A 25,849-nucleotide genomic window follows, 5' to 3' on the forward strand; every position below is an offset into this window, starting at 1 on the left:
CGGCCGGGAAGCGCCCCGCTCACAGCGGGCGCAGCGTCCATGACCAGCGATAGGTCCCGGCGCCCAGCCGGTAGCGGGGCAGTGTGTCCGGCCCGCAGGACGCGGTGCCCAGACCCCGGTGGGCGGCGTCCAGATGGACCACGCAGTGCGGCAGCGGTACCAGTTCGTCGTGGTGCGTGGCGGCGGCGAGAGAGGCCGCGCGGTGGCGGGTGACCGAGACCTGCCGGGGCGCGTCGAGCCGTACGGTCAGCCCGGCCCCGGATCCGGTCTCCTGCGACAGCAGCGAAAAGCTCCGTACGCCGGCGCGCCCGCCGCTCTCCTGCGGGCGCAGATACGGGGTGAACAGCCGGTCCACCGGGGCGCGGTGATGGCCGACCGGGCCGCCCGCGCGCCGATCGGGATAGGTCTCCCACGGCCCTTGCCCGTACCACTCCATCCGGTCGAGACCGCTGACCGTCTCGAAGACCGTGCCCACGCGCGCGGCGTCGGTAAGCCCCTCCGGGAGGACCGCGGTCTCCTCGACCAGCAGTCCGCCGCCGCTCAGCGGGGTGAAGACCTGCTCGTGCGCGACGGCTCCGGCGGCCGTCGGGTACGTGACGCGCACCGTGACAAGGCCGCCCACGCGCTCGACCGAGGCCCGTTCGCGTACGAGCCGGTCGAGGCCCAGTTTCCGCCAGTGCTCCGCCGCGCCGCCCAGCACATCGTTGTCGGTGGGCGCGCGCCACAGGCTCAGCGCCGGCGGGGAGGACAGCAGCGGATGCCGCAGCAGCCCGTCCGCACCGATCACCGCCCAGTCCTCGTCCCAGGCCCCGCCCCCGCCCCCGGCCGCGGGCCCCACGGCAGGGGTGCAGCGCCGCCTCAACCGGATCTGCGGGGTGCACACTTCGGTGCCGCGCGGCGCCCATGGCTCATCGTCCCGGGTGGTCACGCGGAGCGTCAGCCACATCTCACCGGCGTCCCCGGCCGGTCCGGCGAGGAGCCCGTCAGGGAGCGGAACGTTCGCCCATCCGCCGGGCGGCACCTCGGGCAGGACGGCCGGCGCGGTGCGGGTGGCCGCCTCCTCCGAGGACAGCACCCATTCGGCGGTCAGCCAGGACAGATCGCGGAAGTGCTGGGCGTTGGTGATCCGCATGTCCCCGTCGTGCCCGTACGACGGCCCGTGGGACGGCCCGTGCGAGAGCCGGACGGGGGCGGCGATCTCGCGGTGCTCGTACATCGCGGGCTTCGGTGTGCGGTCGGGGAAGACGAGCCCGTCCGCACAGAACGCGCCGTCGTTCGGGGTGTCGCCGAAGTCCCCGCCGTACGCCCAGCGATAGCCCTCCGCCGCCACCCCGTCCTGGTACGCGCCCGCGCCCGCGAGGCCCGCCGGGCGGCCGGGATCTTCCCCGTCGTCGGTGCGCTGGAGGATTCCGTGGTCCCAGAACTCCCAGATGAAGCCGCCCTGGAGCCCGGGGGTGGTCTCGATGGCCGCCCAGTGGTCGGCGAGCGTCCCGTTGCTGTTGCCCATGGCGTGCGAGTACTCGCACAGGATCAGCGGCTTGGTCTGCTCACCGGAGGCGGCGTGCGCGGTGATCTCGTCCAGTGACGCGTACATCGGACAGAGGATGTCGCCGGCGACTTCCTGCGAGGACCAGCCGGTCTTGGCGGCGCCCTCGTACTGGAGCGGACGGGTCGGGTCGTAGCGGCGCAGCCAGCCGGCCGCCGCGTCATGGTTCGCGCCGTAGCCGCTCTCGTTGCCCAGCGACCAGACGATGACGCTCGGATGGTTCTTGTCGCGCAGCGCCATCCGGGAGACCCGCTCGGTGAAGGCCGCCAGATAGCGCGGGTCGTCGGCGAGTTCATGGGCGTGGTGGTGGCTCTCGATGTTCGCCTCGTCGACGAGATAGAGCCCCAGTTCGTCGGCGAGATCGAGCAGCGCGGGATCGTTGGGGTAGTGCGAGGTGCGGACGGCGTTGAAGCCGAAGCGCTTGATCGTCTCCAGATCGGCCCGCATCTCCGCGGCGGTGACCGTCCGTCCGGTGAGCGGATGGAAGTCATGCCGGTTGACGCCCCGGACGAACACCCGTTCGCCGTTGACCAGCAGGTCCTTGCCGGTGATCTCGACCGTGCGGAAGCCGGTCCGGTGGTGGGAGGTGTCGGCCACCGAGCCGTCGGGGCGGTGCAGGCGGAGCGTCAGCCCGTACAGCGCGGGTGTCTCGGCGGACCAGGCGCGGACGTCGGGTACGGTCGCCCGCAGCCGGGCCTCGCCGAGGAAGTCCGAGACCCGCGCCTTTTGGGCGCACCACTCGGCGTACTCCCGGTCGGGGACGAGTTCACCGGCGCCCTCGATCCGGCCCGAGACCCGCCAGCCCTCGGGCAGCGGGCCGTGGGCCGCGCGTACCTGGGCGTCGACCACCAGCCGGCCGTCGGCGGGCGCGCTGATCCTCACGTCGGCCAGCCAGAGTGGATCGGTGGCGTAGAGGAAGACGGAGCGGGTGATGCCGCCGTGCCACCACTGGTCCTGGTCCTCGATGTGCGAGGCGTCGGACCACTTGATCACCGTCAGCCGTACGGTGCCCGTCGCGCCGGGGCGTACGGCCGAGGTGATGTCGAACTCGCTCGCCAGATGCGAGTCCTTGCCCATCCCCACCGGGCGGCCGTTGACCTCGGCGATCAGCACGCTCTCGGCGGCCCCCACATGGAGCACGACACGGCGGCCGGCCCAGTCGGCGGGGACGGTGAACTCCCGCTCGTACACCCCGGTCGGATTGGCCGCCGGGGACAGCGGCGGGAACTCCGGCCACGGCATACGCCAGTTGGTGTACCACGGCGGATCACCGGTGTCCTGGGTGGTCCAGCTGCCCGGTACGACGGACTCCGTCCACTCCTCCGACAGGGGCGCGTCCGGCGCGGCCAGCAGCTGGAAACGCCAGGGACCGTCCAGCGGGAGGCCACCGGAGCGGCGGTCCACGGCATGCATGGGCAGCCGCCGCCAGGAGGTGAGTTCGGGGGACTCCCAGGGACGTACGGTCATCGGCGATCCGGTCATCAGCGAATGGCCCCCTTGGCCGGGCCCGCCACGATCCGGCGAGCACCCATGAAGAACATGACGAGCAGTGGCATCGTAGAAGAGCGGCGCGGTCAGCACCGGAATGGCGAGGTCCGCGGCCCCGAGGATCTTGCTGTGGAGCTGACCAACGTCCCCTCGGACCCGGCCACCCGCGCCGCGCCGGGGGCTGCCGGTGTAGAAGTGGTTCAGGTATGAAGTCGGCTCAGGCACCGAAGGCGGTTCAGGCGTGAGGCTCACCATTCTCGGCGGCGGCGGATTCCGGGTGCCGCTGGTGTACGGAGCACTGCTCGGCGACCACGCGGAGGGCCGCGTCACCGACGTCACCCTGCACGATCCGGACGCCGCGAGGCTGACGGCCGTCGCCCGCGTACTGGCCGAGCAGGCCGCGGCCGTCCCCGACGCACCGGCCGTCACGGCCACCACCGACCTCGACGAGGCTCTGCGCGGCGCCGACTTCGTCTTCTCCGCCATCCGCGTCGGAGGACTCGAAGGCCGCGCGGCCGACGAGCGCGTCGCCCTGGACCAGGGCGTGCTCGGCCAGGAGACGGTCGGCGCCGGTGGCATCGCGTACGGACTGCGCACGGTCCCCGTCGCCGTCGACATCGCGCGACGCGTGGCCCGGCTCGCCCCCGACGCCTGGGTCATCAACTTCACCAACCCGGCCGGCCTGGTCACCGAAGCCATGTCCCGGCATCTCGGCGACCGTGTGATCGGTATCTGCGACTCACCCGTGGGTCTGGGCCGTCGCGTCGCGCGCGCCCTCGGAGCCGACCCGGACGAGGCGTCGATCGACTACATCGGCCTCAACCACCTCGGCTGGCTGCGCGGGCTGCGTGTCGCCGGACGCGACGAACTGCCCCGGCTGCTCGCCGACACCGAAGCCCTCGGCTCCTTCGAGGAGGGCAAGCTCTTCGGCACCGAATGGCTCCAGTCCCTCGGCGCGATCCCCAACGAATACCTCCACTACTACTACTTCAACCGCGAAGCGGTACGCGCCTACCAGGAGGCCGAGCAGACCCGCGGCGCGTTCCTCCGCGACCAGCAGGCGCGCTTCTACGACGAGATGGAGCGGCCGGGCGCCCCCGCGCTCGCGACCTGGGACCGTACCCGCGCCGAACGCGAGGCCACCTATATGGCGGCGAACCGCGAGGCGGCGGGCGTCGGCGAGCGCGAAGCCGACGACCTGGAGTCGGGCGGCTACGAGAAGGTCGCGCTCGCCCTGATGCGCGCCATCGCCCGCGACGAACGCGCCACGCTCATCCTCAACGTCCGCAACCGCACCACCCTGCGTGTGCTGGACGAGGAGGCCGTCATCGAAGTGCCCTGCCTCGTGGACGCCAACGGCGCCCATCCGTTGGCCGTCTCCCCCCTGCCGGATCACGCCACCGGCCTGGTGTGCGGCGTCAAGGCCGTCGAGCGCGAGGTCCTGGCCGCCGCCGAAAGCGGCTCACGCGCCACCGCGGCCAAGGCATTCGCCCTGCACCCGCTGGTGGACTCCGTCACCGTCGCCCGCCGTCTCGTGGACGGCTACACGCGTGAGCACCCCGGCCTCGCCTATCTCAACCGGAAGTAGCGCTCGGCGACCGGCCGGTCGTCAGCGGGTCGAAGGCGATCCGCGTCCATCAGGCGGCCCGCGGCAGACCGTCGGCGGCGGCCTCCCAGCGCGCGCGGGTATGACCGGTGTTCGGGCTCAGCGTCCGGTCTTCGGCGGGGAGTTCGGACACGGGCTGTGCGGGCGCGGCCTGTACGAGGGGTGGGGTCATGCGAGGAACGCCAGCCTTTCGCGTCGTACGGGATGGGCGAAGCCGTCGCCCGCGGCCCAGCGTTCGACTTCGCCGACCGCCAGATCCGCCAGCCTTCGTGTCTCATTGCCCTGCGAACCGGCGAGATGCGGGGTGATCAGCGCGTTCTCACAGGTCCACAGCGGATGGTCCGGTGGTAGCAACTCCGGCTCGGTGACATCGAGGACGGCCCGGATCCGGTCCTGCCTGAGGACATCGGTGAGGGCGTCCTGGTCGACGACGGCGCCGCGCGCGGTGTTGATGAGCACACTGTCCCGGCGCATGGAGGTGAGCAGTTCCCGGCTGACGAGCCCGCGGGTGGCGGGCAGCAGGGGAGTGTGGACGCTCACCGTGTCGCTGCCCGCGAACAGTTCGGCGAGTCCGACCGGCCGGACACCGAGCGCCGCCGCCTCCTCGTCGGAGACATACGGATCGTGCAACAGCACCTGGAAGTCGTACGGCCGCAGCAGCTCGATGACGCGCCGGCCGATCAGCGAGGCGGACAGAATGCCCACGGTACGGCCGTAGTTGCCCACGGTGCCGTCCATGCCCGGCGAGCCGTCGCGATCGCGCGCGGCGCGGTAGTCACGGGCCCGTTCCAGCGCGCGCTTGCCGGAGAGCAGGATCATCGCGACGGTGTACTCCGCCACCGGCAGGGCGTTGGCCGCGGCGGCCGAGGACACCTCGATGCCCCGCTCCCAGCAGGCTTCGGTGATATGGCCACGGATGGTGCCCGCCGTATGGGCGACGGCGCGCAGCCGGGGCGCCAGCTCCAGTACGGCCGGGTCGAGGGGCGGGCAGCCCCAGCCGGTGATCAGGATCTCCACATCCGCGAGCGTGGCGCGGGCGCGGTCGGTGGTGAAGTCGTCGAGTACGGGCGGTGGTGTCAGATCGCAGACCGCGCCGAGGGCGGCCAGGGTCTCGGGTCCGAGGACCGCGGCGGCGGCATCCGGTTTCATGGCGAGGGCGGCGCGCGGACGGGGACGTACGGTCGGTGCGGTGGGCATCTCTCTCCTGGGACGGCGGACGGCGGACGGCGGACGGTGGGCCGGCCGGACTACTTGACGGCTCCGGTATGAGACACGGGGAATCCTGATCGGCTGATCGGAAGGGGTCAATAGATCGCTCAGAAGAAAATCAAAGCGGTCAAACGCTCAGTTTTCTTCGAGGGTTGGGAGGGGCGCCGCCCATCGGCACGCGACGCCGCCCCACCTATCCGCGCGGCCTCTTGGTCGAACCGCGTACCTTCAGCGTCGGCAGCAGCTCGATCCTGCGCACCGGACCGGCGGCGGCGCCGAGCGGCCGGGCCAGCCGGTGCAGCAGCAGCTCGGCGGCGGCCCGCCCGACCTCCGCCTTGGGCGGGGACACCGCCGTCAGCGGGGTGCTGCCCAGCGCCGCGACCACATCGTCGTACGCCACGACCGAGCAGTCACGCGGCACCCGCACCCCCTGATCCGCGAGCCGCTGCACCAGCATCAGCGCGTCCACGTCGCCGTGCAGGACGGCGGCCGTGGCCCGGCGCTCGGCCAGCAGCGCGGCGAGATCGAGGGGGGTGCGGTCACCCGCAGCGCCGCCGAGCCCGGCGGAGTCGTCGTCCTCAGGACCCGGCACCGCGTCCGGCGAGCTGAGGACCACCGACCAGTCCTCCACCTCGGGCCGGGCGGCGGCGATCTCGGCGAAGGCGCGGCGTACGCTGCGCGCCGTGGGACTGTCGTCGCGGGCGGCCAGCACGATCCGGCGGTGTCCCAGCGCGACCAGATGATCGACCGCGAGATACGTCCCGTACCAGTGATCGGAACAGACCGAGTCCAGGGCGTGCAGTGGGCTGCCCGGCCGGGGGCGCCGCTCCATCAGCACCGTCGGCACCGCCACCTCGGACAGCCAGCCGTAATCCGCCGCTTCCGAGACCGCGCCGCGCCAGCTCGGGGCGATCAGCAGCCCCCGCGCGCCGGCCGCCAGCGCCGCTTCCACCAGGGGCCGTTCCGCGCCGGGCGCCCGCGGCGCGATATGCAGGGCGATACGCATCCCCGCCTCTTCCAGCACGGGCCGGGCGCCGTGGGCCGCCTCGTACAGATACGTATGCCGCTCCGGCACCACCAGCGCGACCGGGCCGCCGTCCCGCCCCGGCTCCTCGGCCCGCGGCGCGGGAACCGTGACCTCCTCGACGGCCCCCACCACCGGGCGGGCCACGCCGTGCCCGCGCCGCAGCCTTCCGGCGCGGGCCAGCTCCTCGACGTCCCTCCGGACCGTGACCACCGAGACATCCAGCTCCGCGGCGAGCACACTCACCTTGACCGCGCCCCGCGACCGCACCACCGCCAGGATCCGCTGACGCCTGAGCTCGACCGGCTCCCGCATACTGTTGGCCCCTCGCCGCCACCATCGCGCTCTGTTCGTTCGAGTGTTTCGTATGAGCGCTTGGAGCCGCAGCATAGCCATGTGCGGAATGAATTTTCCGCCGGCCCGCGTCCCCGGGGCCTCCATGGCTACCGGAACGGGGCCGCGAAGCACATCGGGCCCGGTGCTGATTTCTCAGCACCGGGCCCGACCTGCTCGATGGTTTCTCTATCCCGCCGGTTTCTCCATCCCGTCGTGGTTACGCCGGGTCGATGCGGGAGACCTTGCCGGCGATGTCGAGCAGGTACAGCTCGCCGTCGCCGTCCTGCACGAACGAGATGACCTGGCCGCCGTTGACTCCGAGGTCGCTCTCGCCGGTCACCTTGCCGTTATCCATCCGCAGAGCGCGGACGGTGCCGTCGCAGTAGTCGCTGAACAGGTACTGCCCCGTGAGGTCGGGGATCGCCTCGCCGCGGTAGACGTATCCGCCGGTCACCGAGCAGCCCAGCCCGTTACGGTCGTACTCGTGGACCGGTGGCACGTGGTTCGCGGGCTCCGTGCCGCCACGGAAGGGATGGTTGCCCTCCATCGAGGCCCAGCCGTAGTTCTCGCCGCCCTTGCTGTCCGCCGGGGCCCAGTCGATCTCCTCCCATTCGCTCTGGCCGACGTCACCGATCAGCAGATCGCCCGTGCCCGCGTCGAAGGAGAACCGCCACGGGTTGCGCAGCCCGTACGCCCAGATCTCGTCCTTCGCGTTCGGGTCGTTCACGAACGGGTTGTCCGGCGGGATCGCGTACGGCTCGCCGCCGCGCGGGTCGATCCGCAGCAGCTTGCCGAGCAGTGTGTCGAGGTTCTGCCCGTTGCCGTGCGGGTCGCCGCCCGAGCCGCCGTCGCCGAACGCGATGTAGAGGTAGCCGTCGGGGCCGAACCTGATGTCGCCGCCGTTGTGGTTGGAGTACGGCTGCGTCTGAGTGAGGACGGTGCGCCTGGTGTTCGGCTGGATCTTGCCGTATCGCACTTTGAATTCGTCCACGGTGCTCGTGCCTTCGAGGTCCGTGTACGAGATGTAGAAGTGCGCGAGCCGCTTGTCGAACGCGATGCCCAGCAGGCCGCGTTCGCCGTCGGTGGTGGTCTCGTCGGATATGTCGAGGACGGGCTCGCTGAGCCCCTGATCGCCCAGGACCCTTACGGTGCCCGCGCGTTCGGCTATCCAGACCGCGTCACCCGGCCCGGCGGCGCCGGCGGTCGGATTCTGTGCTGTGGCCACTTCCTTGAGCGTGACCTCCGCCGCCCGAGGTGGAGACGCGGACTCGTCGGCTGACGCCGTGGCTAAGGTGAGGGAAGCGACGAGGCAGATGGTGCCGATGATCGCCGAGCTTCTGGTGCGAACTTTCACCGTGACCCTCCTGGAGGCGGTGAGTGGGGGTGATGACCCGGCTGCTTGGGGCAGAGTTGTGTGGGTGTCGCCCGCGCCAGCACGCAACCTGGGTGGGGGGATTGTGTGTCACTGGCCACGGATGAGGATATAGGGACAGGGGCGGTTGGCGTAGACCAATGCTCCGTTCATTTACCTCTGTTCCGCATTTCGTCGTGCCCTGGTGTCTCCTCGCCCCGGGGCCGCACCCGCTGGGACGAGGTCTTACGTGGGCGTGGTTCGTCGGGCTGAACAGGGGCCGGGACGGGTCAGGACAGCAGGTTCAGGGCTCCTGGCAGCACACGTGCCGTGACCGGCAGGCCGGCCTCGACCTCGCCGTCCGCGCCGTAGGGAAGGTCCCGGTCGCACTCGATCCGTATCTCCCGCCCTCGCAGGGTCTCCACCTGCCGCCGGTCCACGTGTCTGCCGCTTCTGAGCTCGTTCATCACGGCGAAGAACAACAGGCGTGAGGCCTGATGGATGATGACGACATCGAGCAGGCCGTCGTTCACGGCCGCGGCGGGTGCGATGCGCCGGCCGAAGCCGTAGTAGCCGGAGTTGGCCACGACGACGGTGAATCCCCTGCGGTGATGGACGGTGCCGTCGACGGTGACGCGGTAACCGGCCGGGCGCCAGCTCATCACGGCACGCATCCCTCCCACGTAGTAGGAGGCGGCACCGCGCAGCAGACGGCTGTGGTTGGCATGGCGGTTGGTCAGCGCGTCGACGCCGGCGTAGACGCTGCCGAGGACGGGCATGCGGTCGTGAACGGCCGACTCGACCTCGATGACGTCCGTCGCCTTCGGTTCGCCGCGCAGGAGCAGTTCGGCGAGCCGGGCCGGCTCGGCGGGCAGCCCGACCGCGCGGGCGAAGTCGTTCCCACGACCGGCGGGCACGATCCCGCCGACCGCGTCGGTCCCCGCGAGAGCGCCGACGACGCGGCCCGTCAGCCCGTCTCCGCCGACGCCGAGCACGATCCGGCCCTGTCCGGCGGCTCCCAGGGCCAGTTCTCGCGCATGACCGAGACTGCGGCTGTACTCGACTTCGAGCTCGGCGCCGGCCTCACGCAGCAGTCCGGCGAGGGGGATGAGGGCCGCCGCCGATCCGGCTCCCCCCGCGCTCGGGTTGACGACGGCCGTGAACTGTCGCATGGCTACGCTCCGGTGGCCGGGGGCCGCATGGGGGGCAGAAGGATGCCGGGGTTGAGGATGCCGGACGGATCGAGCCGGCCCTTCACCGCGTGAAGGATCTCGACGCCGAGAGGGCCGATCTCCTGGGCGTACCCGTCACGGTGGTCGGTACCCACACCATGGTGATGGCTGATGGTGCCGCCCGACGCGAGGATCGCCTCGCCCGCCGCCCGTTTGGCGAGCGCCCAGTTGGCCACCGGGTCCTCGCCCTGTGCACAGAGCACGGTGAAGTACAGCGACGCGCCCGTCGGGTACACGTGCGAGACATGGCACATGACCACGGGGGGAGTGCCCGCGCCGGCCAGGGTGGTGGTGAGCGCGCTCCGCACGTTCTCGTGGAGCGCGGGAATGCCGGACCAGAACGCGGCGGTCTCCAGCGTCTCGGCGAACGCCCCGATGTCCAGCAGGGCATCGCGCAGATACGGTGCGGAGAAGCGGCCCTCGGCCCACTTCTCGCCGGGTGCCTCACCGAGGAACACTCCGCCGCGGTCGCGCAGTTCGGCCTGGGTGCGCGCCCTGCGTTCCGAGACCTCCACCGCGGTGCCCTCGTAGCCGACGACCGCCAGGCAGCCCGGGCCGGTGCCGGGGTCGGAGGCGGTGCCGGGGACGGTGCCGATGGAGCCGGGGTCGGCCAGGCCAATGGCGGTTTCGGTCTCGTCGGACAGCCGCAGTACGGTGGGCGGGGCCCCGTTCTGGGCGAGCGCCCGCAGCGCCTCGCGGCCCGCCGCGAACGAGCCGAAACGCCAGCCCTCGTAGGCGCGGGTCTCGGGAGCGGGGTGCACGCGTACCGTCACCGACGTGATCACCCCGAACGCGCCCTCGGAGCCCAGTACCAGCTGCCGCAGGTCCGGCCCGGCGGCCGAACGCGGAGCGCGCCCGATGTCCAGGGTCCCCTCGGGCGTGGCCACCCGCAGGGCCGTCACCATGTCGTCGAAGCGGCCGTAACCCGCCGACGCCTGGCCGCTCGAACGCGCGGCGGCGAAACCGCCGATCGTCCCCCACTCGTAGGACTGGGGGAAGTGGCCGAGGGTGAAACCCTGTTCGGCGAGCAGCGCCTCGGCCTCGGGCCCCCGCAGCCCGGGTTGCAGGACCGCGGTACGGGAGATCGTGTCCAGGTCGGTCAGCCGGTTCATTCCGCGCAGGTCGAGAGCGATGAAACAGTCATGGGTGCCGGGTGTGAGACCACCGACCACGCTGGTGCCGCCCCCGAAGGGGACGACCGCGACCCGATATTGGGAGCAGGCCCGCAGGACGGCCAGTACCTCGTCGTGGTCGGCGGGCACGACCACCGCGTCGGGTGCGTCGTCGACCGCGCCGGCACGTATGCGCAGCAGGTCGGTGGTGGACTTGCCGCGCGTGTGCCGGACCCTGCTCTCGGCGTCGGTGAGGACATGTCCCGCTCCCACGATCCGCGTGAGCGCTTCCTCGGCGTCGGCGGTAAGCCGGTGGGCGCGCGGTTCGACGTCCGCCAGTTCCACCGGCCGTCCGTCGGCGGGCCGCACGCCGAGCAGTTCGGCCAGTACGCCGGTGACCAGGCCGGGCAGAGGCGCCGCTCTGCCCGGGTCTCCCCATCCACTCCACAGCATGTGCGTCGGGTCCATCCGATTCCTCGCTTGTCCGGCTGATCAGCCTTGTCCTCGCGGCCGTCGGGCCCGCGCGCGACAACGGACTCTCCCTTGCCGTCGCCGCCCACGTCGTTACACTGTGACATGTGACGGCTAAACGAAACACCCCGCGGGACGACAATCCTGTCCTCGACGCGGCGCGGGACTGTGTCCTCGCGGTCGGTGTGCGACGAACGACCCTGACCGACGTCGCCCGCAGGGCAGGGGTGTCGCGCATGACGCTCTACCGGCGCTGGCCCGATGTACGCGCCCTCGTCGGCGACGTCATGACACGTGAATGGGTGGCGGTCACGCTGGGAGCGGTGCCGCCGGACGACGGAACCCGGCAGGTACGTCCCCACCTGGTCGACACGCTCGTGGCCGGACTCCGGGCGCTGCGCGGCCACCCGTTGCTGCGCAAGATCCTCGACGTCGACCCCGAACTGCTGCTCCCCTACCTCTTCGACCGGCGCGGCGCGAGCCAGGACAGGGTGCTGGAGTTCATCGAGGACGCACTGCGGCGGGGGCACGCGGACGGCTCCATCCGCGCGGACCATCCGGTACGGCAGGCGCGTTGCCTGCTGCTGGTACTCCAGTCGTTCGTGTTCTCGACACGGACCATGACCGACGACGCCGACCCCGAGCTCACCGAGGCCGCCTTCCACGACGAACTCCGGCACCTTCTCGAAAGGACCCTGGCCCCGTGAGCCCCGCTGCCCGCCCGGACTTCTCCCTCAACGCGGCACGCCGGTCCCGCGAGCTGGCCGAACTGGCCGCGGGGAGAACGGTGGACGTTCTGGTGGTGGGCCTCGGTGTCACCGGCGCGGGTACGGCGCTGGACGCCGCCTCACGCGGGCTGTCGGTCGCCGCGATCGACGCGCACGACCTGGCTTTCGGTACTTCCCGCTGGAGTTCCAAGCTCGTCCACGGCGGCCTCCGTTATCTGGCGTCGGGTCAGATCGGCGTCGCCCACGAGAGCGCGGTGGAACGCGGGGTGCTGATGGAACGCACCGCTCCCCACCTCGTACGCGCCCAGCCCTTCGTCATGCCGCTGACCGCGCTCGTCTCACAGCGGAGCGCCGCCCTCGCGGAGGCCGGACTGCGCGCGGGTGACCTCCTGCGCGCGGTGGCCGGCACCGCTCGCCGCACGCTGCCGGGACCACGGCGCCTGTCCGCTGTCGAGACGCTGCGAGCGGCACCCGGCCTGCGCGGGCACGGTCTGCGCGGCGGACTGTGCTCCTGGGACGGCCGGCTCGTGGACGACGCACGGCTCGTGACCGCGATAGCGCGTACCGCCGCCGGTCATGGCGCCCGAGTGCTGACCCGCACGCGCGCTCTGTCCGTCAACGGCGCCGGAGCCCTGGTACGCGACGAGCTGACCGGGCAGGAAACCCGGATCCGAGCCCGGATGGTCATCAACGCCACCGGTGTCTGGGCCGGCCGGCTCGTCGAGGACATCCGGCTCCGCCCGTCCCGCGGTACCCATCTGGTGCTCCGCGCCGAGAGCCTGGCCGGTCCGCACACCGGCCTGCACATCCCCGTCCCGGGCGAGACGAGCCGCTTCGTGCTGGTCGTCCCCCAGGACGACGGCAGGGTGTACGTGGGCCTGACCGACGAACCGGTCGACGGCCCCGTGCCGGACGTGCCCGAGGTTCCGGAGTCCGACATCGGCTTCCTGCTCGACATCCTGGGGACCGTACTGGACACGCCGGTTCGACGCCGTGACGTGGTGGGCGCGTTCGCGGGGCTGCGGCCTCTGCTGGACACCTCTCACGGGGCGGATACGGCAGGCCCGCGGACCTCCGACCTGTCACGCCGGCATGCCGTGGTGACCTCCCGGGAAGGGGTGGTGACCGTCGTGGGCGGCAAGCTCACCACCTACCGTCGGATGGCCCAGGACGCCGTCGACGCCGCGCTGGCCGCCCGTCACCTGGACGCCCCGCCGGGCGGTGGCACAGCCCGCCTTCCCTTGGTCGGCGCCGCTTCACGGGCGGGCCTGGCGGCTCTTTCCGCCCCCCGCAGACTGATCGAACGCTACGGGACGGAGGCGACCGCGATCCACGCGCTGGGGGAGAGGGAACCGCGTCTCCGCGCGCCTGTGGCCGACGGCCTGGACGTCACGCGGGCCGAACTCCTGTGGGCGGTGCGGCACGAGGGCGCTCTCGACGCGTCCGATCTCCTGGACCGCCGCACACGCGTCGGCCTCGTACCGGCCGACCGCGCCGCCGCGCTGGACGCCGCGCACGAGGCCCTGGCAGCGACGGCGCCTTACGCCACGGGTATCTGAGCGGGCTCCCTCCGGAGCGCGAACCGCTCGCGAGCGCCCCTCACGCAGGGCGGGCGGCCCGGACGGTGTGCGACTCGGACGGTGAGTGATCCGGGCGGTGAGCGACCCGGTTCCGGGTGCGGGACACGTTCAGCTGTTCGGCGGCGCGGGCGAGGCGGGCACTGCCACGGCCGGTGATGATGGCAAGGGCGCCGTTTCCCCGGTCTCGCGGAACAGCCGCCCCGCGCGTTCCAGAAGCTCCGGAAGTCTCAGGAGCTCCAGGAATAGGCCGCGCGGGAGCCTGGTTGGCACGGTCACGAGTTGGCACGGTCATTACTGGATTCGAGTCCGAGCGGGAGACGACACGATGGTGAATCTGCGGGAGTCCGTGGGTCGTTACGGGATCTGGAGCCTGGAACTCCGCTCCGAGGACGACGCTCTGCGCGGGGAGATTCCCGAGGCCGCCGCCGAACTGGAGGAGCTCGGCTTCGGCGCCGTCTGGCTGGGCGGCAACAGCGGTGTCGAGCACGCGGTGCCCCTCATCGGGGCCACGTCCCGACTCACCGTCGCCACCGGCATCCTCAGCATCTGGCAGTACGAGGCCGCCGACGCGGCAGCCCGCTTCCTGAAGCTGGAGTCCGGGCACCCGGGGCGGTTCCTGCTCGGGATCGGCGCCAGCCACGCCAAGCTCGCCGAGCAGTACCGGCGCCCCTACTCGGCGATGGTCGGCTATCTCGACGCGCTGGACGCGGCAGGAGTGCCGGCCGGGCGGATCGTACTGGCCGCCCTCGGGCCGAAGATGCTCGAACTCTCCCGTGACCGCGCGGGCGGCGCGCACCCGTACCTCGTCACCCCCGAACACACCGCCCAGGCCCGTGAACTCCTCGGCCCCGACCCGCTGCTCGCCCCCGAGCTGAAGGTCGTCCTGGACACCGATCCGGACACCGCCCGCGCCACGGCCCGCGGTTATCTCGCGATGTATCTCGGCCTGCCCAACTACACCAACAGCTTCCTGCGGCTGGGGTTCACCGAGGACGATTTCACCGGCGGCGGCAGTGACCGGCTGATCGACGCCGTCTACGCCTGGGGCGACGCGGCCCGGATCCGGGACCGTATCGACGCCTTCCACACGGCGGGCGCCGACCATGTCGCTCTCCAGATCGTCACGGGCGACAGCTCTCCCGGCGCGCCGGGGGCCCTGCCGCGCGCCGAGTGGCGTCGGCTCGCCGAGGTCCTGGCCTGACGCCTGGCCTTCGATGGCTCACGCCCGACGACTGGGGCCTGGCGCCCGACGCCCGAGGCCCGACGCCGGGGACGTCAACGCGCGCACGCGGCCACAGCCATCGTGGAGAGGGTGACCGCGCTCCGGCGACAGGTGCCGGTCACCTTGGCCGGTTGTCGCCATCCTCGGCGCCCGAGGTGTGAAGTCTGTCCCTGGGGATCAAGGTGAGGGAGACGGGCCGGACCGGCCCGCTGGGACAGCGCCCGCGCGCCTGCCGATCGGAGGGAACACCCGTGCCTCGTATGGACGCTGTGCGAAGACTTCTGATTCCGGTGGCAGCCGTTCTCGCGACGGTGCTGTTGTCCACGAGCGCGCGAGCGGGCCCGGCGACCGGAGCAGCCGCCGGCCCGGACGCGCGGCCGCTCGACCGTACCGTCTGGCTGTGCCGGCCGGGGCTGGTCAACAACCCCTGCGGGCAGGACGCCGAGGGCATGCCTCAGTCGGCCGGCCCCGAGCTGGTCACCCGGTATCCGAGCGGTGGGACCCGGCTGCTGGACGCCACCCGGTTCGCCGCCGGCGGAAGCGGGAAGCGCGAGCCGTTCACCGTCACCAAGAAGCCGCCCGTCGACTGCTTCTACGCCTATCCGACGGTGGACCTCCTGCCCAACCCACCGCTCCAAACCGGCAGTCGGCCCCCGGTGCCGCAGGACGTCCATCAAGCCGTGACCCTCATGCAGGGCGCCCGCTTCGCCGGACTGTGCCGGATGTTCGTGCCGGTCTACCGCCAGGTACCGCTGCCCGCGCTGCTCGCGGGGATCGTCACCGGCTCGGGCGCCGACCTGACCACGGCGATCATGGACATTCGGGACGCCTGGGACGACTACTGGGCCCATGACAACCGCGACCCGGAGACCGGCGAGCGACGCGGGGTCGTCATCCTGGCCCACTCCCAGGGCACCGCGGTCGCCGCCGCGTTGATGCGGGAACGCCTGGACGAGCGCCCCGGGGTACGGCGGCAGCTCGTCGCCGCCGCGCTGCTCGGCGGGAACATCGAGGTGCCGGAGGGCCGGGACGCGGGCGGTGGATCCGACCCCGCGTCGACGTTCCAGCACATCCCCGCCTGCCGACGGCCCGCCGGCGCCCCGATACCCACCGGTTGCGTGGTCTCGTACGCCACCTACTCGCTGCCCGGGGGCTCCCTGCCCGCCGTGATCGGCAGAACGGCGAACCCCGGCCACCGCGTGGTCTGCGTCAACCCGGCGGCGCTGCTGCGTGGCGAGGCCGGCGGCGCCCGCGTACCGCTCGATCTGTATCTGCCCACCCGGCGGCTGGTCGGCGGCAACGCGCTGCTGCCGAACGGACCTCTGGCGGTGCCCCTGAACGGCTACCGACTCCCCGACCTGGCCACGGGCTTCGCCCACCACCCCGACGCGCTCACGGGCGAGTGCACCCACGCCACCGACGGCACGGTCAGTGCGGACTGGCTCCAGGTCAGTGGCGACCTCTCGCACTTCCCCGCCTCCGCGCCCGCCGGACTGACCGGTCTGCACGCCATGGACTTCAATGTGGCCCAGGGCGACCTGATCGCACTGGCCACGGCACAGACCCGCGCATGGCTGGACCGCCGGAACCCATGACCGTACGGTCGCCCCGCCGCGCCCCGAGCCGGTGGCGCGCCCGGCTCGGACGGAGGACGCGGTCCGTTCTCGGGGCGGTGTCCCCTCTCCCGTCCGCGCCGGTCAAGGTGCGGACGGGGCCGGGGTGGCCTTGGCTGGGATGGCCGGGCTGTTACTCGATGACCAGCTCGACGGGGATGTTGCCGCGAGTGGCGTTGGAGTACGGGCAGACCTGGTGGGCCTGGTCGACGAGTCCCTGGCCCAGCGGGCCTTCGAGGTGCTCGGGCAGCTCGACCCGCAGGACGACGGAGAGCCCGAAGCCCGAGGCCACATCGCCGCCGATGCCGACCTCGGCCGTCACGGACACGTCTTTGGTGTCATGACCGCCCGCGCGGCCGACCGCGCTCAGGGCGCTGGCGAAGCAGGCGGCGTAGCCGGCGGCGAAGAGCTGCTCGGGGTTGGTGCCCTTGCCGTTGCCGCCCATCTCACGCGGCAGTGCCAGCCCGACGTCCAGGAGACCGTCGGAGCTGACGGCCCGGCCGTCGCGGCCGTTCGCGGTGGCGATGGCGGTGTAGTGCGTCGTGGTCATCGGATCTCCTCAAAGAGTGGCGCGGCATGGCTGCGGGTGCGGCCGGCGACGGGGTGTCGTGCGACCTCCACGAGAATAGCGTAGCGCAATTAAATTGTGCACAACTAAAGAGTACGATGGCCTTATGGAACGCACAGCGGACACAGCCCTGGAGGACGGGGCGGCCCACCCCACCCCGTCGGTACGCGGGGCAGCCCGCTCGGAGGAGCTGCTACGCCTGGACCGGCAGGTGTGCTTCGCGCTGCACGCGGCGTCCCGCGCGTTCGACGCGCTCTACCGGCCGCTTCTGGCGGAGCTGGGCCTGACCTACCCGCAGTACCTGGCCATGCTCGCCCTCTGGGAGCACGACTCGCTGACCGTCAAGGAACTGGGCCTCGTCCTCCGCCTCGACTCCGGGACCCTCTCGCCCCTGCTCAAGCGGCTGGAAGCGGCCGGACTCGTGGTGCGCGAGCGCAACCGCAGCGACGAGCGCTCGGTCAGTGTCCGTTTGACCACCTCGGGCGCGGCGCTCAAGCGGCGCGCCCGGGTGCTGCCCGAGACGGTCCTCGCCTCGACCGGCTTCGACGAAGGTGAACTCACCGCGCTGCACCAGTCGCTGGGCAGGCTCACCGCGGCTCTGGACAGCGCCACCGCGCGTCGTTCCTGAGGGCTGTCCTGGCGAAATGTCCGTACGGGCTGTCCGTACGGGATCAGTGGGGCGTGGCCTCCGAGGGCAACGCCGCGGTCGCGGCGGCCAGGGTCTCCGCCGCCTCCGCGCGTACTCGCTCGTCGGGGTGTGTCCCGGCGTACTCGGCGGCCGCGACGATGCCGGGCAGCGCGGCGCGGCAGCCCAGGACGGCGCGCGCGAACAAGGCGTTGGAGCGCACCTCGTCGTCGTAGAGGAGATACGCGACGTCCTCGTCCTCGTTCCCGCTGTCGCCGTCATCGTCGACAACGTTCACCTCACCGGACTCCAGCATCGCGGCGATCTCGGCCTCGATGTCCCGACCGGCGGGGAGGGCAAGGGACTCGATGTCGTCCTCGGCGCCGATCGCGGCGGACTCGGCGACCTCCCCCAGGAAGCGCAGGAGCATCACCAGCGTCGCCTCATCGGTAACGGCGCCGCGCCGGACTATCGCGCTGACGTACTCGGTGGCCGGTCCGGTGGCGGTCCATGGCGTGCCCTGGTGCACGATCGCGGAGTTCAGGTGGTAGACCGCCGCGTCACGGGCCACGGGGTCTTCGGCCGCCAGCGCGTCGAGATGGCCCGGGGTGTCCACGGCCCGGCCGTAGGCGTGCAGCAGCAGATCAAAACGCGGCGGGTTCGAAGAGCTCAGCGAGTTCACCGTCACAGTATGGAGGCGGGGTCCGACAGCGCCGTTCCGACGGTGTGGTCGTGGACCTGAGCCCGTCGCCGAACGGCCGCTTCGCGAGATGTGCCGCACAGGGGTGTGCCACAGAGTGGGAGGTGGGGGAGGACGGGATCGAACCGAGAGGACGCACGGACATGTTGGCAGTGGAGTACGCGGAGTACGGCGACCCGTCGGTTCTCGGGGTGGCCACCATGCCGGAACCGCACGCCGGTCCCGGACAGGTCCGCATCGCGGTGTACGCCGCCGGGGTGAACCCTGTCGACTGGAAGACGCGGTCAGGAGAGCTCAAGCACCTGATGCCGCGGAAACTGCCCGCGATTCCCGGTAAGGAGGCGGCCGGTGTCGTCGACGAGGTCGGCGAGGGCGTCGACGCGGTCGCCGTGGGGGACGAGGTGTTCGGGCTCGGCACCGCGACCGCCGCGCAGTTCGCCGTCCTGGATCACTTCGCTCCGAAGCCCGCCTCGCTGGACTGGTCCCAGGCGGGCGGGCTCGCGTTCGTCTCGGAGACCGCGGCGCGCGCCCTGGAGATCCTTGATCCGTCCCCGGGACAGACGCTTCTGATCGACGGTGCCGCGGGCGGGGTGGGCAGCGCCGCCGCGCAGTTCGCGCTCGCCGACGGGGTCGCCGTGATCGGTACGGCCGGTGAGTCCAACCACGCGTATCTGCGCTCCCTCGGCGCCGAGCCCACCACCTACGGACCGGGACTGCCCGAGCGCGTGGCCGCCCTCGCCCCGAACGGGGTCGACGCCGCGCTCGACACCGTCGGCAAGGGATCCCTGCCGGACCTCGTCGCGATCACCGGTTCCGCCGACAGGGTGGTGACCGTCGCCGACCTCTCCGCCGCCGAGCACGGCGTACGGTTCACCACCAAGGCGTCGGCGTTCGACGCCCTGGCCAAGGCCGCGCGCCTCGCCGACGAGGGAAAGTTCGACGTCCGTATCGCCGCGGAGTTCACGCTCGCCGACGCGGCGAAGGCCCACGAGATCAGCCAGGGCGGACACGTCATGGGCAAGGTCATCCTGCGGCTGACCGGGGTCTGAGCAGAGCCTGACCGGAGCGCGACCGGAGTCCGGCCGGACCACGACCCGAAGTCGGGCGGAGTCCGGCCGGGACGGACGAGCGGCTGGGCCGACGGGGGAGACGAGGGTGCGGTGCTCGGCGGGCCGCGGGGCACTGGCATGATCGGTGGCATGGCTGAACGCGTTATCGCCGCGTGTGACGGGGCGTCGAAAGGAAATCCCGGGCCCGCCGGCTGGGCCTGGGTCATCGCCGAGGGCGATGGGACCTCCGTACGGTGGGAGGCGGGCCCGCTGGGCACGGCGACCAACAATGTCGCGGAACTCACCGCGCTGGAGCGCCTGTTGACGGCGGTCGACCCCGGCGTTCCGCTGGAGATCCGGATGGACTCCCAGTACGCCATGAAGGCGGTCACGACCTGGCTGCCCGGATGGAAGCGCAAGGGCTGGAAGACGTCCGCCGGCAAGCCCGTCGCCAACCAGGAACTGGTCGTCCGCATTGACACGCTGCTCACGGGGCGCTCGGTGGAGTTCCGGTATGTGCCCGCGCACCAGGTGAACGGCGACCGGTTCAATGACTTCGCCGACCGTGCCGCCAGCCAGGCGGCGATCGCCCAGGAGGCCGCGGGCAGCGCGTACGACTCCCCGGCGCCGCCGGCCGCGCCCGACACCGTACGTTCGGGTTCGAGCGGCGCGGCGAAGGCGGCCCCGTCGCGGCAGCGCACCTCGGGGAACTCGAAGAGGACGCTCAACGCCAAGTTCCCGGGGCGCTGCCGCTGCGGGCGCTCGTATGCCGCGGGCGAACCCATCGCCAAGAATCCGGACGGCTGGGGCCACCCGGCGTGCGCCACGGCGACGACGCCCGCCTAGGCATAGAGCGGCGCCGGGCGACGACGCCGGGTGGGGCTCTCAGCGGGCGTCGCTCAGCCGTCAGTGGCCCGCCGCGCCGAACAGCCGCTCCGCCAGGGGATCCCCGCCCAGGAACGCCGCCAGCTCCGCGCGGTCCGGCGCGGTGGCCGGGCCGCGGCGCCCCACCGCGTACGCCGCCGCCGCGTTGGCTCCGTGTGCGGCCGTCAAGGGGTCGTGGCCCTGGCTGAGCAGAGCCAGGAACGAACCGACATGCGCGTCCCCCGCCCCGTTGCTGTCGACCGCGTCGACCGGGAATCCCGGCACATGCCGCGGCGCCTCACCGGGCGCCGCGAGCCAGCAGCCGTCCTTGTCCGCCCGTACGAGCACCCCCGCGCCCGGAGCCAGCCGCTCCCGCAGTGCCACCGCCGCCGCGCGCGGATCGTCGTGGCCGGACATCAGCCGGGCCTCGCGGGCGTTGCCACTGAGCCAGTCCGTACGGGCCAGGACCGGGGCGAGCACCGCCTGGGGAATGTCGGCCACCAGGGGCGCCGGGTCGAAACAGACCGTGATGTCGGCCGGCAGCCCCGCCGTGAAGCGGGACAGCAGCGGGCCGTTGACCGGCATCACCAGTCCATAGCCGGAGAGCTGCACCACATCGCCGGGGAGCAGCCGCGCGGCGACCGCGTCGACATCCGCCTGTGTCAGCTGCGCGTCGACCCCGAAGCTGGTGACGAAGGTACGTTCACCGCCGCTGTCGACCAGGGCCACGGTGAAGCCCGTGTCGCCGTCCGTACGGGCGGGCAGCAGGGCTCGGATGCCCTCGGCGGCAAGCGCCTCGCGTACGAGGTCACCGTACGGCCCCGTGCCGTGCAGTCCGGCGAAGACCGCTTCCGTACCGAGGCGGCGGGCCGCGACCAGGGTGTTGAAACCGCCGCCCGCGGTCAGTTCCGTACGCGTGCCGATGACATCGCCGCCGCGTTCGGGCAGCGCGGGGACCTCGATCACCAGATCGGCGATGACATTCCCGGCGAGGATGAGACGGCCGCTCATCGTCCGGCCTCCTGGAGGGCGGGGGAGACGGGCTCGTTCCCGGTGCCGGTCGTGGCGCCGGTACGGCGGCCGAACAGCGTGAACACCGCCGCGCCGACGGCCATCGAGATCGCCCAGCCCAGCCCGTTCACGCCGAACCAGGTGTCGGCGAGCGGGCCCGCGAACCAGACGTCGGTCTCGCTCGTCGACGCCTTGGTGAAGAGCAGACCGGCCACGATGGCGGCGGCCCAGCCGAGGACGGCCGGAAGGTGGAAGCCGCCCGCGTACCAGTAGCGGCTGGTGCGGGTGGTGTCCATCAGCGCCTCGGAGTCGTACGTACGCCCGCGCAGCGAGTCCACCGCGATCACTCCGATCCAGGCCGAGATGGGTACGGCCAGCAGGGTCAGGAAGGTGGAGAAGGGGCCGTAGAAGTCGTCGGCGATCAGCATGAAGTAGATACCGCCCGCGAACATCAGCACCACATCGAGGGCGACGGCGACGGGGCGCGGTACCCGCAGCCCCAGCGTGATCATCGTCAGCCCGGCCGAGTAGGTGGAGAGATGGTTCGACATCAGCAGTCCGCCGAAGGCCGCGATCAGATAGGGGATCGCCATCCAGGAGGGCAGCATCGCGTTGATGGCGGCGACTGGGTCGGAGGCTGTGGCGAGCGTCGGATCGCCCGCGGAGAGCAGCGAGCCGAGTGAGATCAGCAGCACGAGCGGGATGCCCGCGCCGAACGCCGAGGCCACGATCAGCCGTCTGCCCGGAATCTCGCGGGGCAGATAACGGGCGTAGTCCGCGCCCGCGTTGGCCCAGCCGATACCGGTACCCGCCGCGATGAAGCCGATGCCCGCGATGACACCGCTGGTCGGACCGGTCGGGGCGTCGAGGACCTTGGTCCAGTCGACGGTCGCGACCAGGAAGCCCATCACGATCAGATTGAGGACGCCGAAGACGACCGTGGCCCACTTGTTGATCCACATGATGGTGGCGTGGCCGAGACCGCTGATGAGCAGTGTGCAGCTGATGAAGACCAGCAGACAGACGAGCGTGAGCACGGTGTTCCGGCCGACACCGAACGCGATGCCGAGCAGCGCGAGCAGCGCGTACGCGGCGGTGGTCGTGGTGATCGTCTCCCAGCCGACCCGGCTCAGCCAGGTGATCAGGGTCGGACCCGCGTTGCCCCGCTGCCCGAAGACCGCGCGGGAGAGGGTGAGCGCCGGTGCGCCGCCCTTCTTGCCCGCCAGGCTCAGGGCCCCCACCAGCGCGAAGGAGCCGAAGGAGCCGACGACGGCGACGAGCATCGCCTGCCAGATGTTCAGGCCGCGGAAGGCGACGAGGGTCGCGCCGAGCGGAAGCCCGAGGATGCTGATATTGGCGGCGAACCAGGTCCAGAACATCTGGCCGGCCTGGCCGTGCCGTTCGTTGTCGGGGACCGGTTCGATCCCTCGGGTCTCCATGGCACCGACGCGATCGTTCGTCTTCGAAACGGCCATGACGGAACCTCCTAGCAAGGTGCGAAGGGGCGGGTGGTTGATACGGGTGGTTGATGCGGGTGCTTACGGCGGAGGAGCGGGGCCCGGGTGCCGCAGACCAGGGGTCCGCGCGGCACACAGCGGTCCCGGGGCGGCTCAGCGGAGGGCGAGCAGCCGGGCGGTCAGGGGTTCCAGGGCGAGGGAGTTGACGGTACGGAGTGTCCGGACGGCCTCGGACGGCAGCGCCGAGAGCCCGGCGACCGACCCGGCGATCGCGCCCGCGATGGCGCCGATGGTGTCGCTGTCACCACCGAGGTTGGCGGCGAGCAGGGCGGCGCGCCAGGGATCGCCGTCGGCCACGGCGAGTACCGCGAAGGCGGCGGGCACCGACTCCTGGCTGGCCACGCTGGTACCGATGAGCGCGCAGATCCGGTCCAGCGCCTCGGCCTCCGGGAGGCCCCGTACCAGCTCCCACGCCCACTCGATCCGGGACGCGATATCGGCCCCCGCGATCCAGTGCCCACGCCGCGCGCCGGCCCGGGCGGCGGTCACCGCGGTGGCGACGGCCTTCCCCAGTGTGCCCCCGCCGACACCCGTGCTGACGGCGGCGGCGACGGCCGCCGCGCCGGCGATTCCGATGGTCGTGTCATGGGTGACCTGGCAGGACTCCACGACATGGTCGAGGAAGGACTCCAGCGGCTCGACGGCGAAGGCGATCCCGACCGGGGTGACGCGCATCGCGGCGCCGTTGGTCGTGCCGTACCTCCCCGCCTCGTGCGTCGGTACGCCACGCGCCACCGCGTCCAGAGCGGCCTTGGTGGACGGGCCGAGGAGATCGAAGGAGCCCTTGGCCTTCATCTCCTTCTCCCAGGCGAGCAGTTCATGGGCGAGCCGCAGCGGATCGATCCGGCCGCGGCCCTCGTCGATCAGCCGGCCGACGATGACGGCCTGGTCGGTGTCGTCGGTGACGGAGCCGGCCGGCATGCCCGCGCTGACCGGGTTGTCGGGGAGGGCGGGCTCGAAGCCGGTGAGGGTGCCGTAGACCCGTACGACCTCCTCCCGGGACATCACCTGTGTGGGCATGCCGAGAGCGTCGCCGAGGGCGAGTCCGTAGTACGCGCCGAGGGCGCGGTCGAGTCGGTCGGTCACAGTCGGCCTCCTCGGCCCGAGCGCACGTGCAGTTCGAATCTGGCGGGGTCGAGCAGACTGGTGACCTGCTCGGTGACCGAGCCGTCGGCGGCCCGGTAGACCTGCGCGAGCCGCAGGAAGGACTCCCCCGGGGAGCGGTGCAGTACGGCGGCTTCCGCCGCGTCGAGCCCGGTGACCGACACCAGGCCCTCGCCGGAGTCGGTGATACGGCCCGCGGCGATCAGCGCCCGGTTGAGCGAGCCGCCGTCGAGGCCGCGCTCCGGCAGCCCGGCAAGGTCCCCGGTGACGGGGACCCTGCTGTGTTCGAGGGAAACGCCCTGTCCGTCGGCGAGCCGTCTGACCCGGTCCAGAGCGAGGAACGTACTCGACGCGAGCTCCAGTTCGGCGGCCAGCCCCGGGTCGGTCACCTCTTCGAAGCGCAGGGTCTCGGTCGTCAGCTCGGTGCCCTGCTCGGCCAGCGCCCGGGTCCAGCCGAGGCGGTTGTCCAGCGGTGTCCCGTCGAAGGTGACGAACGAGCCGATCCCCGCGTGGGTGGAGATCAGCCCCTCTTCGCCGAGGACCTGGAGCGCCTGCCGCAGGGTGGTGCGGCTGACGCCGAACCGCTGGGTGAGCGCGTGCTCCCCGGGCAGCCTGCTGCCGTCGCTATGGACGCCGGAGCGGATCTCGTCGGCGAGAACGCGGGCGATGCGATGGTGCTTGTGTACCTGTCCAGGCATGTCTAGAAGGTAAACGGACAGGATCCTTCCGGTCCATAGCCCGCGGAGATTTTCTTTCGTCGGTACGAGGTGGCGAGTTCCGGGGCAGGGATTTTCAGTGTCTGCATGGCTTGCAGTTCATGAAACGTTCTGGCTACGGTCGATCATGTGACACCGACATCGAGGCAGCGAACGGGGAGGCCCGAGGGCCTGCGCGAGCGCAGGCGGCGCGAGACCCACCGTCTGCTGGCGTCCACGGCGCTGCGTCTGGTCGTCGAACGCGGCCTGGACCGGGTGACGGTGGAGGACGTCAGCGGCGCCGTCGGCGTCTCCTCGCGCACCTTCTTCAACTACTTCGCGACGAAGGAGCACGCGCTGCTCCTGCCCTACCCGGACCAGGCCGAACGCTCCGTCCTCGTGGCCGAGGCCGTTGTCACGGCCCCGGACGGACTCACTCCGCTGGACGCCGTCGCCCGTGCCTGGCGGCCGGACATGGAGCGCGTCGACGCGGACCGGGACGAGTGGCTGGCCCGGATGTCCGTACTGGAAGACCATCCCTCGCTCGTCTCCCGGATGATCGCCATGGGGGCGGGGGACGAGCGGCGCATGGTCGAGGCGATCGCCCGCCGTACCGGTCTCGCCGCGGACGACCCGTACCCCGCGCTCCTCTACTACGTCGCCGGCGGGGCGCTGCGCGCCTGTCTGCGTCGCTGGCAGCGACTCGGCGGCGCGCAGCCGCTCGTTGGGCTGATGGACCACGCGGTCCGCGTGGTGGCCGTCGGTCTGCCCCAACCCCCGGTGCCGAGGGCCGGCCGTCGGCGCTGACGCCGGTACGGCATCCGGAGTCCCGCCCACGCATCAGCCCTCGGAAGGGGCGAGTTGGCGCGCGAAGGACGGGTGAGCATTCGGCCACAGCCGAATCACCCGGAAGTGATTTGGGTCACAGTCGCGGTACGGGTGGGTGTGCGGGCCGGAAATCGCCGCCCCTCGCTGGTGTGCGTGCGAAGGGGGCTGCCCTGGCTCCGGGTGACGGATGTCACGCCCGGGCATGATGTATGTCAGGAAATGGATGTTCTCGTTCCTCATTTCACTGTGACCTGCGTCATATGAACCGGGGTTGGGTCGGTGCTTACATCCGTCCGCACGGTGTGGTGATCGGTTCAGCGAACACAGCCCGTGGGCTGTCCCAGCCGCTCTCCCCGACTCCCGTGCCGAA

General features: G+C 71.7%; 23 protein-coding genes. 10 read left to right on the forward strand and 13 right to left on the reverse strand.

Annotated elements, in window-relative coordinates; translation table 11 throughout:
* Nucleotides 1–19: 19 nt before the first annotated feature.
* Nucleotides 20–3,028, reverse strand: a complete 3,009-nt coding sequence (locus ACFRMN_RS12550; RefSeq protein ID WP_383017470.1) for a glycoside hydrolase family 2 TIM barrel-domain containing protein — start codon at nucleotides 3,026–3,028, stop codon at nucleotides 20–22.
* Between the two features lie 48 nt (nucleotides 3,029–3,076).
* On the opposite strand from ACFRMN_RS12550, the gene ACFRMN_RS12555 reads away from it, so the two are divergent.
* Both ACFRMN_RS12555 and ACFRMN_RS12560 read left to right on the forward strand, forming a co-directional pair.
* A complete protein-coding gene (locus tag ACFRMN_RS12555) occupies nucleotides 3,077–3,244 on the forward strand; it encodes a hypothetical protein (protein WP_383017473.1) in 168 nt (55 codons plus the stop codon).
* A gap of 31 nt (nucleotides 3,245–3,275) precedes the next feature.
* Nucleotides 3,276–4,622 (forward strand): 6-phospho-beta-glucosidase, encoded by a 1,347-nt coding sequence (locus ACFRMN_RS12560; protein WP_383017476.1) that lies wholly within the window; start codon nucleotides 3,276–3,278, stop codon nucleotides 4,620–4,622.
* A gap of 49 nt (nucleotides 4,623–4,671) precedes the next feature.
* On the opposite strand, the gene ACFRMN_RS12565 is transcribed toward ACFRMN_RS12560, so the two are convergent.
* From ACFRMN_RS12565 to ACFRMN_RS12590, 6 genes are all read right to left on the reverse strand, one after another.
* Complete coding sequence (locus ACFRMN_RS12565) at nucleotides 4,672–4,812, reverse strand: hypothetical protein (protein WP_383017479.1); 141 nt, start codon at nucleotides 4,810–4,812, stop codon at nucleotides 4,672–4,674.
* Nucleotides 4,809–5,837: a hydroxyacid dehydrogenase gene (locus tag ACFRMN_RS12570; RefSeq protein WP_383017482.1), complete on the reverse strand. Its 1,029-nt coding sequence runs from the start codon at nucleotides 5,835–5,837 to the stop codon at nucleotides 4,809–4,811. Before ACFRMN_RS12570 ends, ACFRMN_RS12565 begins: the two co-directional genes overlap by 4 nt.
* Nucleotides 5,838–6,042: 205 nt before the next feature.
* Nucleotides 6,043–7,188 carry a substrate-binding domain-containing protein gene (locus tag ACFRMN_RS12575; RefSeq protein ID WP_383017485.1) on the reverse strand — a complete coding sequence of 382 codons (1,146 nt, stop codon included), beginning with the start codon at nucleotides 7,186–7,188 and terminating at the stop codon, nucleotides 6,043–6,045.
* Nucleotides 7,189–7,426: 238 nt separating this feature from the next.
* Nucleotides 7,427–8,563, reverse strand: coding sequence for a PQQ-dependent sugar dehydrogenase (locus tag ACFRMN_RS12580; protein ID WP_383017488.1), 1,137 nt, complete (start codon nucleotides 8,561–8,563; stop codon nucleotides 7,427–7,429).
* A gap of 287 nt (nucleotides 8,564–8,850) precedes the next feature.
* Nucleotides 8,851–9,732 (reverse strand): diacylglycerol/lipid kinase family protein, encoded by an 882-nt coding sequence (locus tag ACFRMN_RS12585; RefSeq protein WP_383017491.1) that lies wholly within the window; start codon nucleotides 9,730–9,732, stop codon nucleotides 8,851–8,853.
* Between the two features lie 2 nt (nucleotides 9,733–9,734).
* On the reverse strand, nucleotides 9,735–11,372 hold the full coding sequence (locus tag ACFRMN_RS12590) for an FAD-binding oxidoreductase (RefSeq protein WP_383017494.1): 1,638 nt from the start codon (nucleotides 11,370–11,372) through the stop codon (nucleotides 9,735–9,737).
* Nucleotides 11,373–11,482: 110 nt separating this feature from the next.
* On the opposite strand from ACFRMN_RS12590, the gene ACFRMN_RS12595 reads away from it, so the two are divergent.
* The 4 genes from ACFRMN_RS12595 to ACFRMN_RS12610 all read left to right on the forward strand — a co-directional run bounded on the left by ACFRMN_RS12595 (nucleotide 11,483) and on the right by ACFRMN_RS12610 (nucleotide 16,500).
* On the forward strand, nucleotides 11,483–12,082 hold the full coding sequence (locus ACFRMN_RS12595; RefSeq protein WP_383017497.1) for a TetR/AcrR family transcriptional regulator: 600 nt from the start codon (nucleotides 11,483–11,485) through the stop codon (nucleotides 12,080–12,082).
* A complete protein-coding gene (locus ACFRMN_RS12600; RefSeq protein ID WP_383017500.1) occupies nucleotides 12,079–13,662 on the forward strand; it encodes a glycerol-3-phosphate dehydrogenase/oxidase in 1,584 nt (527 codons plus the stop codon). Before ACFRMN_RS12595 ends, ACFRMN_RS12600 begins: the two co-directional genes overlap by 4 nt.
* 346 nt (nucleotides 13,663–14,008) lie before the next feature.
* Nucleotides 14,009–14,884 (forward strand): LLM class F420-dependent oxidoreductase, encoded by an 876-nt coding sequence (locus tag ACFRMN_RS12605; RefSeq protein ID WP_383017503.1) that lies wholly within the window; start codon nucleotides 14,009–14,011, stop codon nucleotides 14,882–14,884.
* Between the two features lie 290 nt (nucleotides 14,885–15,174).
* Complete coding sequence (locus ACFRMN_RS12610) at nucleotides 15,175–16,500, forward strand: DUF3089 domain-containing protein (protein ID WP_383017506.1); 1,326 nt, start codon at nucleotides 15,175–15,177, stop codon at nucleotides 16,498–16,500.
* A 151-nt stretch (nucleotides 16,501–16,651) separates the two neighbouring features.
* On the opposite strand, the gene ACFRMN_RS12615 is transcribed toward ACFRMN_RS12610, so the two are convergent.
* Complete coding sequence (locus ACFRMN_RS12615; RefSeq protein ID WP_383017509.1) at nucleotides 16,652–17,068, reverse strand: organic hydroperoxide resistance protein; 417 nt, start codon at nucleotides 17,066–17,068, stop codon at nucleotides 16,652–16,654.
* A gap of 124 nt (nucleotides 17,069–17,192) precedes the next feature.
* Between ACFRMN_RS12615 and ACFRMN_RS12620 the strand changes: the two genes are divergently transcribed.
* Complete coding sequence (locus ACFRMN_RS12620) at nucleotides 17,193–17,714, forward strand: MarR family winged helix-turn-helix transcriptional regulator (RefSeq protein ID WP_383017512.1); 522 nt, start codon at nucleotides 17,193–17,195, stop codon at nucleotides 17,712–17,714.
* 43 nt (nucleotides 17,715–17,757) lie between these two features.
* Here the strand turns inward: ACFRMN_RS12620 and ACFRMN_RS12625 are convergent, their stop codons facing one another.
* The gene (locus tag ACFRMN_RS12625) at nucleotides 17,758–18,393 is read right to left on the reverse strand and encodes a hypothetical protein (protein WP_383017515.1); all 636 of its coding nucleotides are present in this window, start codon (nucleotides 18,391–18,393) and stop codon (nucleotides 17,758–17,760) included.
* Between the two features lie 161 nt (nucleotides 18,394–18,554).
* Between ACFRMN_RS12625 and ACFRMN_RS12630 the strand changes: the two genes are divergently transcribed.
* A complete protein-coding gene (locus tag ACFRMN_RS12630; protein ID WP_383017518.1) occupies nucleotides 18,555–19,460 on the forward strand; it encodes an NADP-dependent oxidoreductase in 906 nt (301 codons plus the stop codon).
* A gap of 138 nt (nucleotides 19,461–19,598) precedes the next feature.
* A complete protein-coding gene (locus ACFRMN_RS12635; RefSeq protein ID WP_383017521.1) occupies nucleotides 19,599–20,306 on the forward strand; it encodes a ribonuclease H in 708 nt (235 codons plus the stop codon).
* A gap of 60 nt (nucleotides 20,307–20,366) precedes the next feature.
* Here ACFRMN_RS12635 and ACFRMN_RS12640 read toward each other — a convergent pair whose 3' ends face one another.
* The 4 genes from ACFRMN_RS12640 to ACFRMN_RS12655 form a co-directional block, all read right to left on the reverse strand.
* Nucleotides 20,367–21,335, reverse strand: a complete 969-nt coding sequence (locus ACFRMN_RS12640) for a PfkB family carbohydrate kinase (RefSeq protein ID WP_383017524.1) — start codon at nucleotides 21,333–21,335, stop codon at nucleotides 20,367–20,369.
* Nucleotides 21,332–22,810, reverse strand: a complete 1,479-nt coding sequence (locus ACFRMN_RS12645) for a purine-cytosine permease family protein (RefSeq protein WP_383017527.1) — start codon at nucleotides 22,808–22,810, stop codon at nucleotides 21,332–21,334. Before ACFRMN_RS12645 ends, ACFRMN_RS12640 begins: the two co-directional genes overlap by 4 nt.
* Nucleotides 22,811–22,945: 135 nt before the next feature.
* The gene (locus ACFRMN_RS12650) at nucleotides 22,946–23,938 is read right to left on the reverse strand and encodes an ADP-ribosylglycohydrolase family protein (RefSeq protein WP_383017530.1); all 993 of its coding nucleotides are present in this window, start codon (nucleotides 23,936–23,938) and stop codon (nucleotides 22,946–22,948) included.
* The gene (locus ACFRMN_RS12655) at nucleotides 23,935–24,654 is read right to left on the reverse strand and encodes a GntR family transcriptional regulator (protein WP_383017533.1); all 720 of its coding nucleotides are present in this window, start codon (nucleotides 24,652–24,654) and stop codon (nucleotides 23,935–23,937) included. Before ACFRMN_RS12655 ends, ACFRMN_RS12650 begins: the two co-directional genes overlap by 4 nt.
* Nucleotides 24,655–24,801: 147 nt before the next feature.
* On the opposite strand from ACFRMN_RS12655, the gene ACFRMN_RS12660 reads away from it, so the two are divergent.
* Complete coding sequence (locus tag ACFRMN_RS12660; protein WP_383017536.1) at nucleotides 24,802–25,458, forward strand: TetR family transcriptional regulator; 657 nt, start codon at nucleotides 24,802–24,804, stop codon at nucleotides 25,456–25,458.
* The last annotated feature ends 391 nt before the right edge of the window (nucleotides 25,459–25,849 follow it).

The organism is Streptomyces sp. NPDC056835, assembly GCF_042789485.1.
Classification (GTDB): Bacteria; Actinomycetota; Actinomycetes; order Streptomycetales; family Streptomycetaceae; genus Streptomyces.

Excerpts from the sequence above, each read along its gene's own strand:
- ACFRMN_RS12550 (WP_383017470.1), bottom strand. The coding sequence starts at position 3,028 with ATGACCGGATCGCCGATGACCGTACGTCCCTGGGAGTCCCCCGAACTC.
- ACFRMN_RS12555 (WP_383017473.1), top strand. The coding sequence starts at position 3,077 with ATGAAGAACATGACGAGCAGTGGCATCGTAGAAGAGCGGCGCGGTCAG.
- ACFRMN_RS12565 (WP_383017479.1), bottom strand. The coding sequence starts at position 4,812 with ATGACCCCACCCCTCGTACAGGCCGCGCCCGCACAGCCCGTGTCCGAA.
- ACFRMN_RS12570 (WP_383017482.1), bottom strand. The coding sequence starts at position 5,837 with ATGCCCACCGCACCGACCGTACGTCCCCGTCCGCGCGCCGCCCTCGCC.
- ACFRMN_RS12575 (WP_383017485.1), bottom strand. The coding sequence starts at position 7,188 with ATGCGGGAGCCGGTCGAGCTCAGGCGTCAGCGGATCCTGGCGGTGGTG.
- ACFRMN_RS12585 (WP_383017491.1), bottom strand. The coding sequence starts at position 9,732 with ATGCGACAGTTCACGGCCGTCGTCAACCCGAGCGCGGGGGGAGCCGGA.
- ACFRMN_RS12590 (WP_383017494.1), bottom strand. The coding sequence starts at position 11,372 with ATGGACCCGACGCACATGCTGTGGAGTGGATGGGGAGACCCGGGCAGA.
- ACFRMN_RS12605 (WP_383017503.1), top strand. The coding sequence starts at position 14,009 with ATGGTGAATCTGCGGGAGTCCGTGGGTCGTTACGGGATCTGGAGCCTG.
- ACFRMN_RS12615 (WP_383017509.1), bottom strand. The coding sequence starts at position 17,068 with ATGACCACGACGCACTACACCGCCATCGCCACCGCGAACGGCCGCGAC.
- ACFRMN_RS12620 (WP_383017512.1), top strand. The coding sequence starts at position 17,193 with ATGGAACGCACAGCGGACACAGCCCTGGAGGACGGGGCGGCCCACCCC.
- ACFRMN_RS12630 (WP_383017518.1), top strand. The coding sequence starts at position 18,555 with ATGTTGGCAGTGGAGTACGCGGAGTACGGCGACCCGTCGGTTCTCGGG.
- ACFRMN_RS12635 (WP_383017521.1), top strand. The coding sequence starts at position 19,599 with ATGATCGGTGGCATGGCTGAACGCGTTATCGCCGCGTGTGACGGGGCG.
- ACFRMN_RS12640 (WP_383017524.1), bottom strand. The coding sequence starts at position 21,335 with ATGAGCGGCCGTCTCATCCTCGCCGGGAATGTCATCGCCGATCTGGTG.
- ACFRMN_RS12645 (WP_383017527.1), bottom strand. The coding sequence starts at position 22,810 with ATGGCCGTTTCGAAGACGAACGATCGCGTCGGTGCCATGGAGACCCGA.
- ACFRMN_RS12655 (WP_383017533.1), bottom strand. The coding sequence starts at position 24,654 with ATGCCTGGACAGGTACACAAGCACCATCGCATCGCCCGCGTTCTCGCC.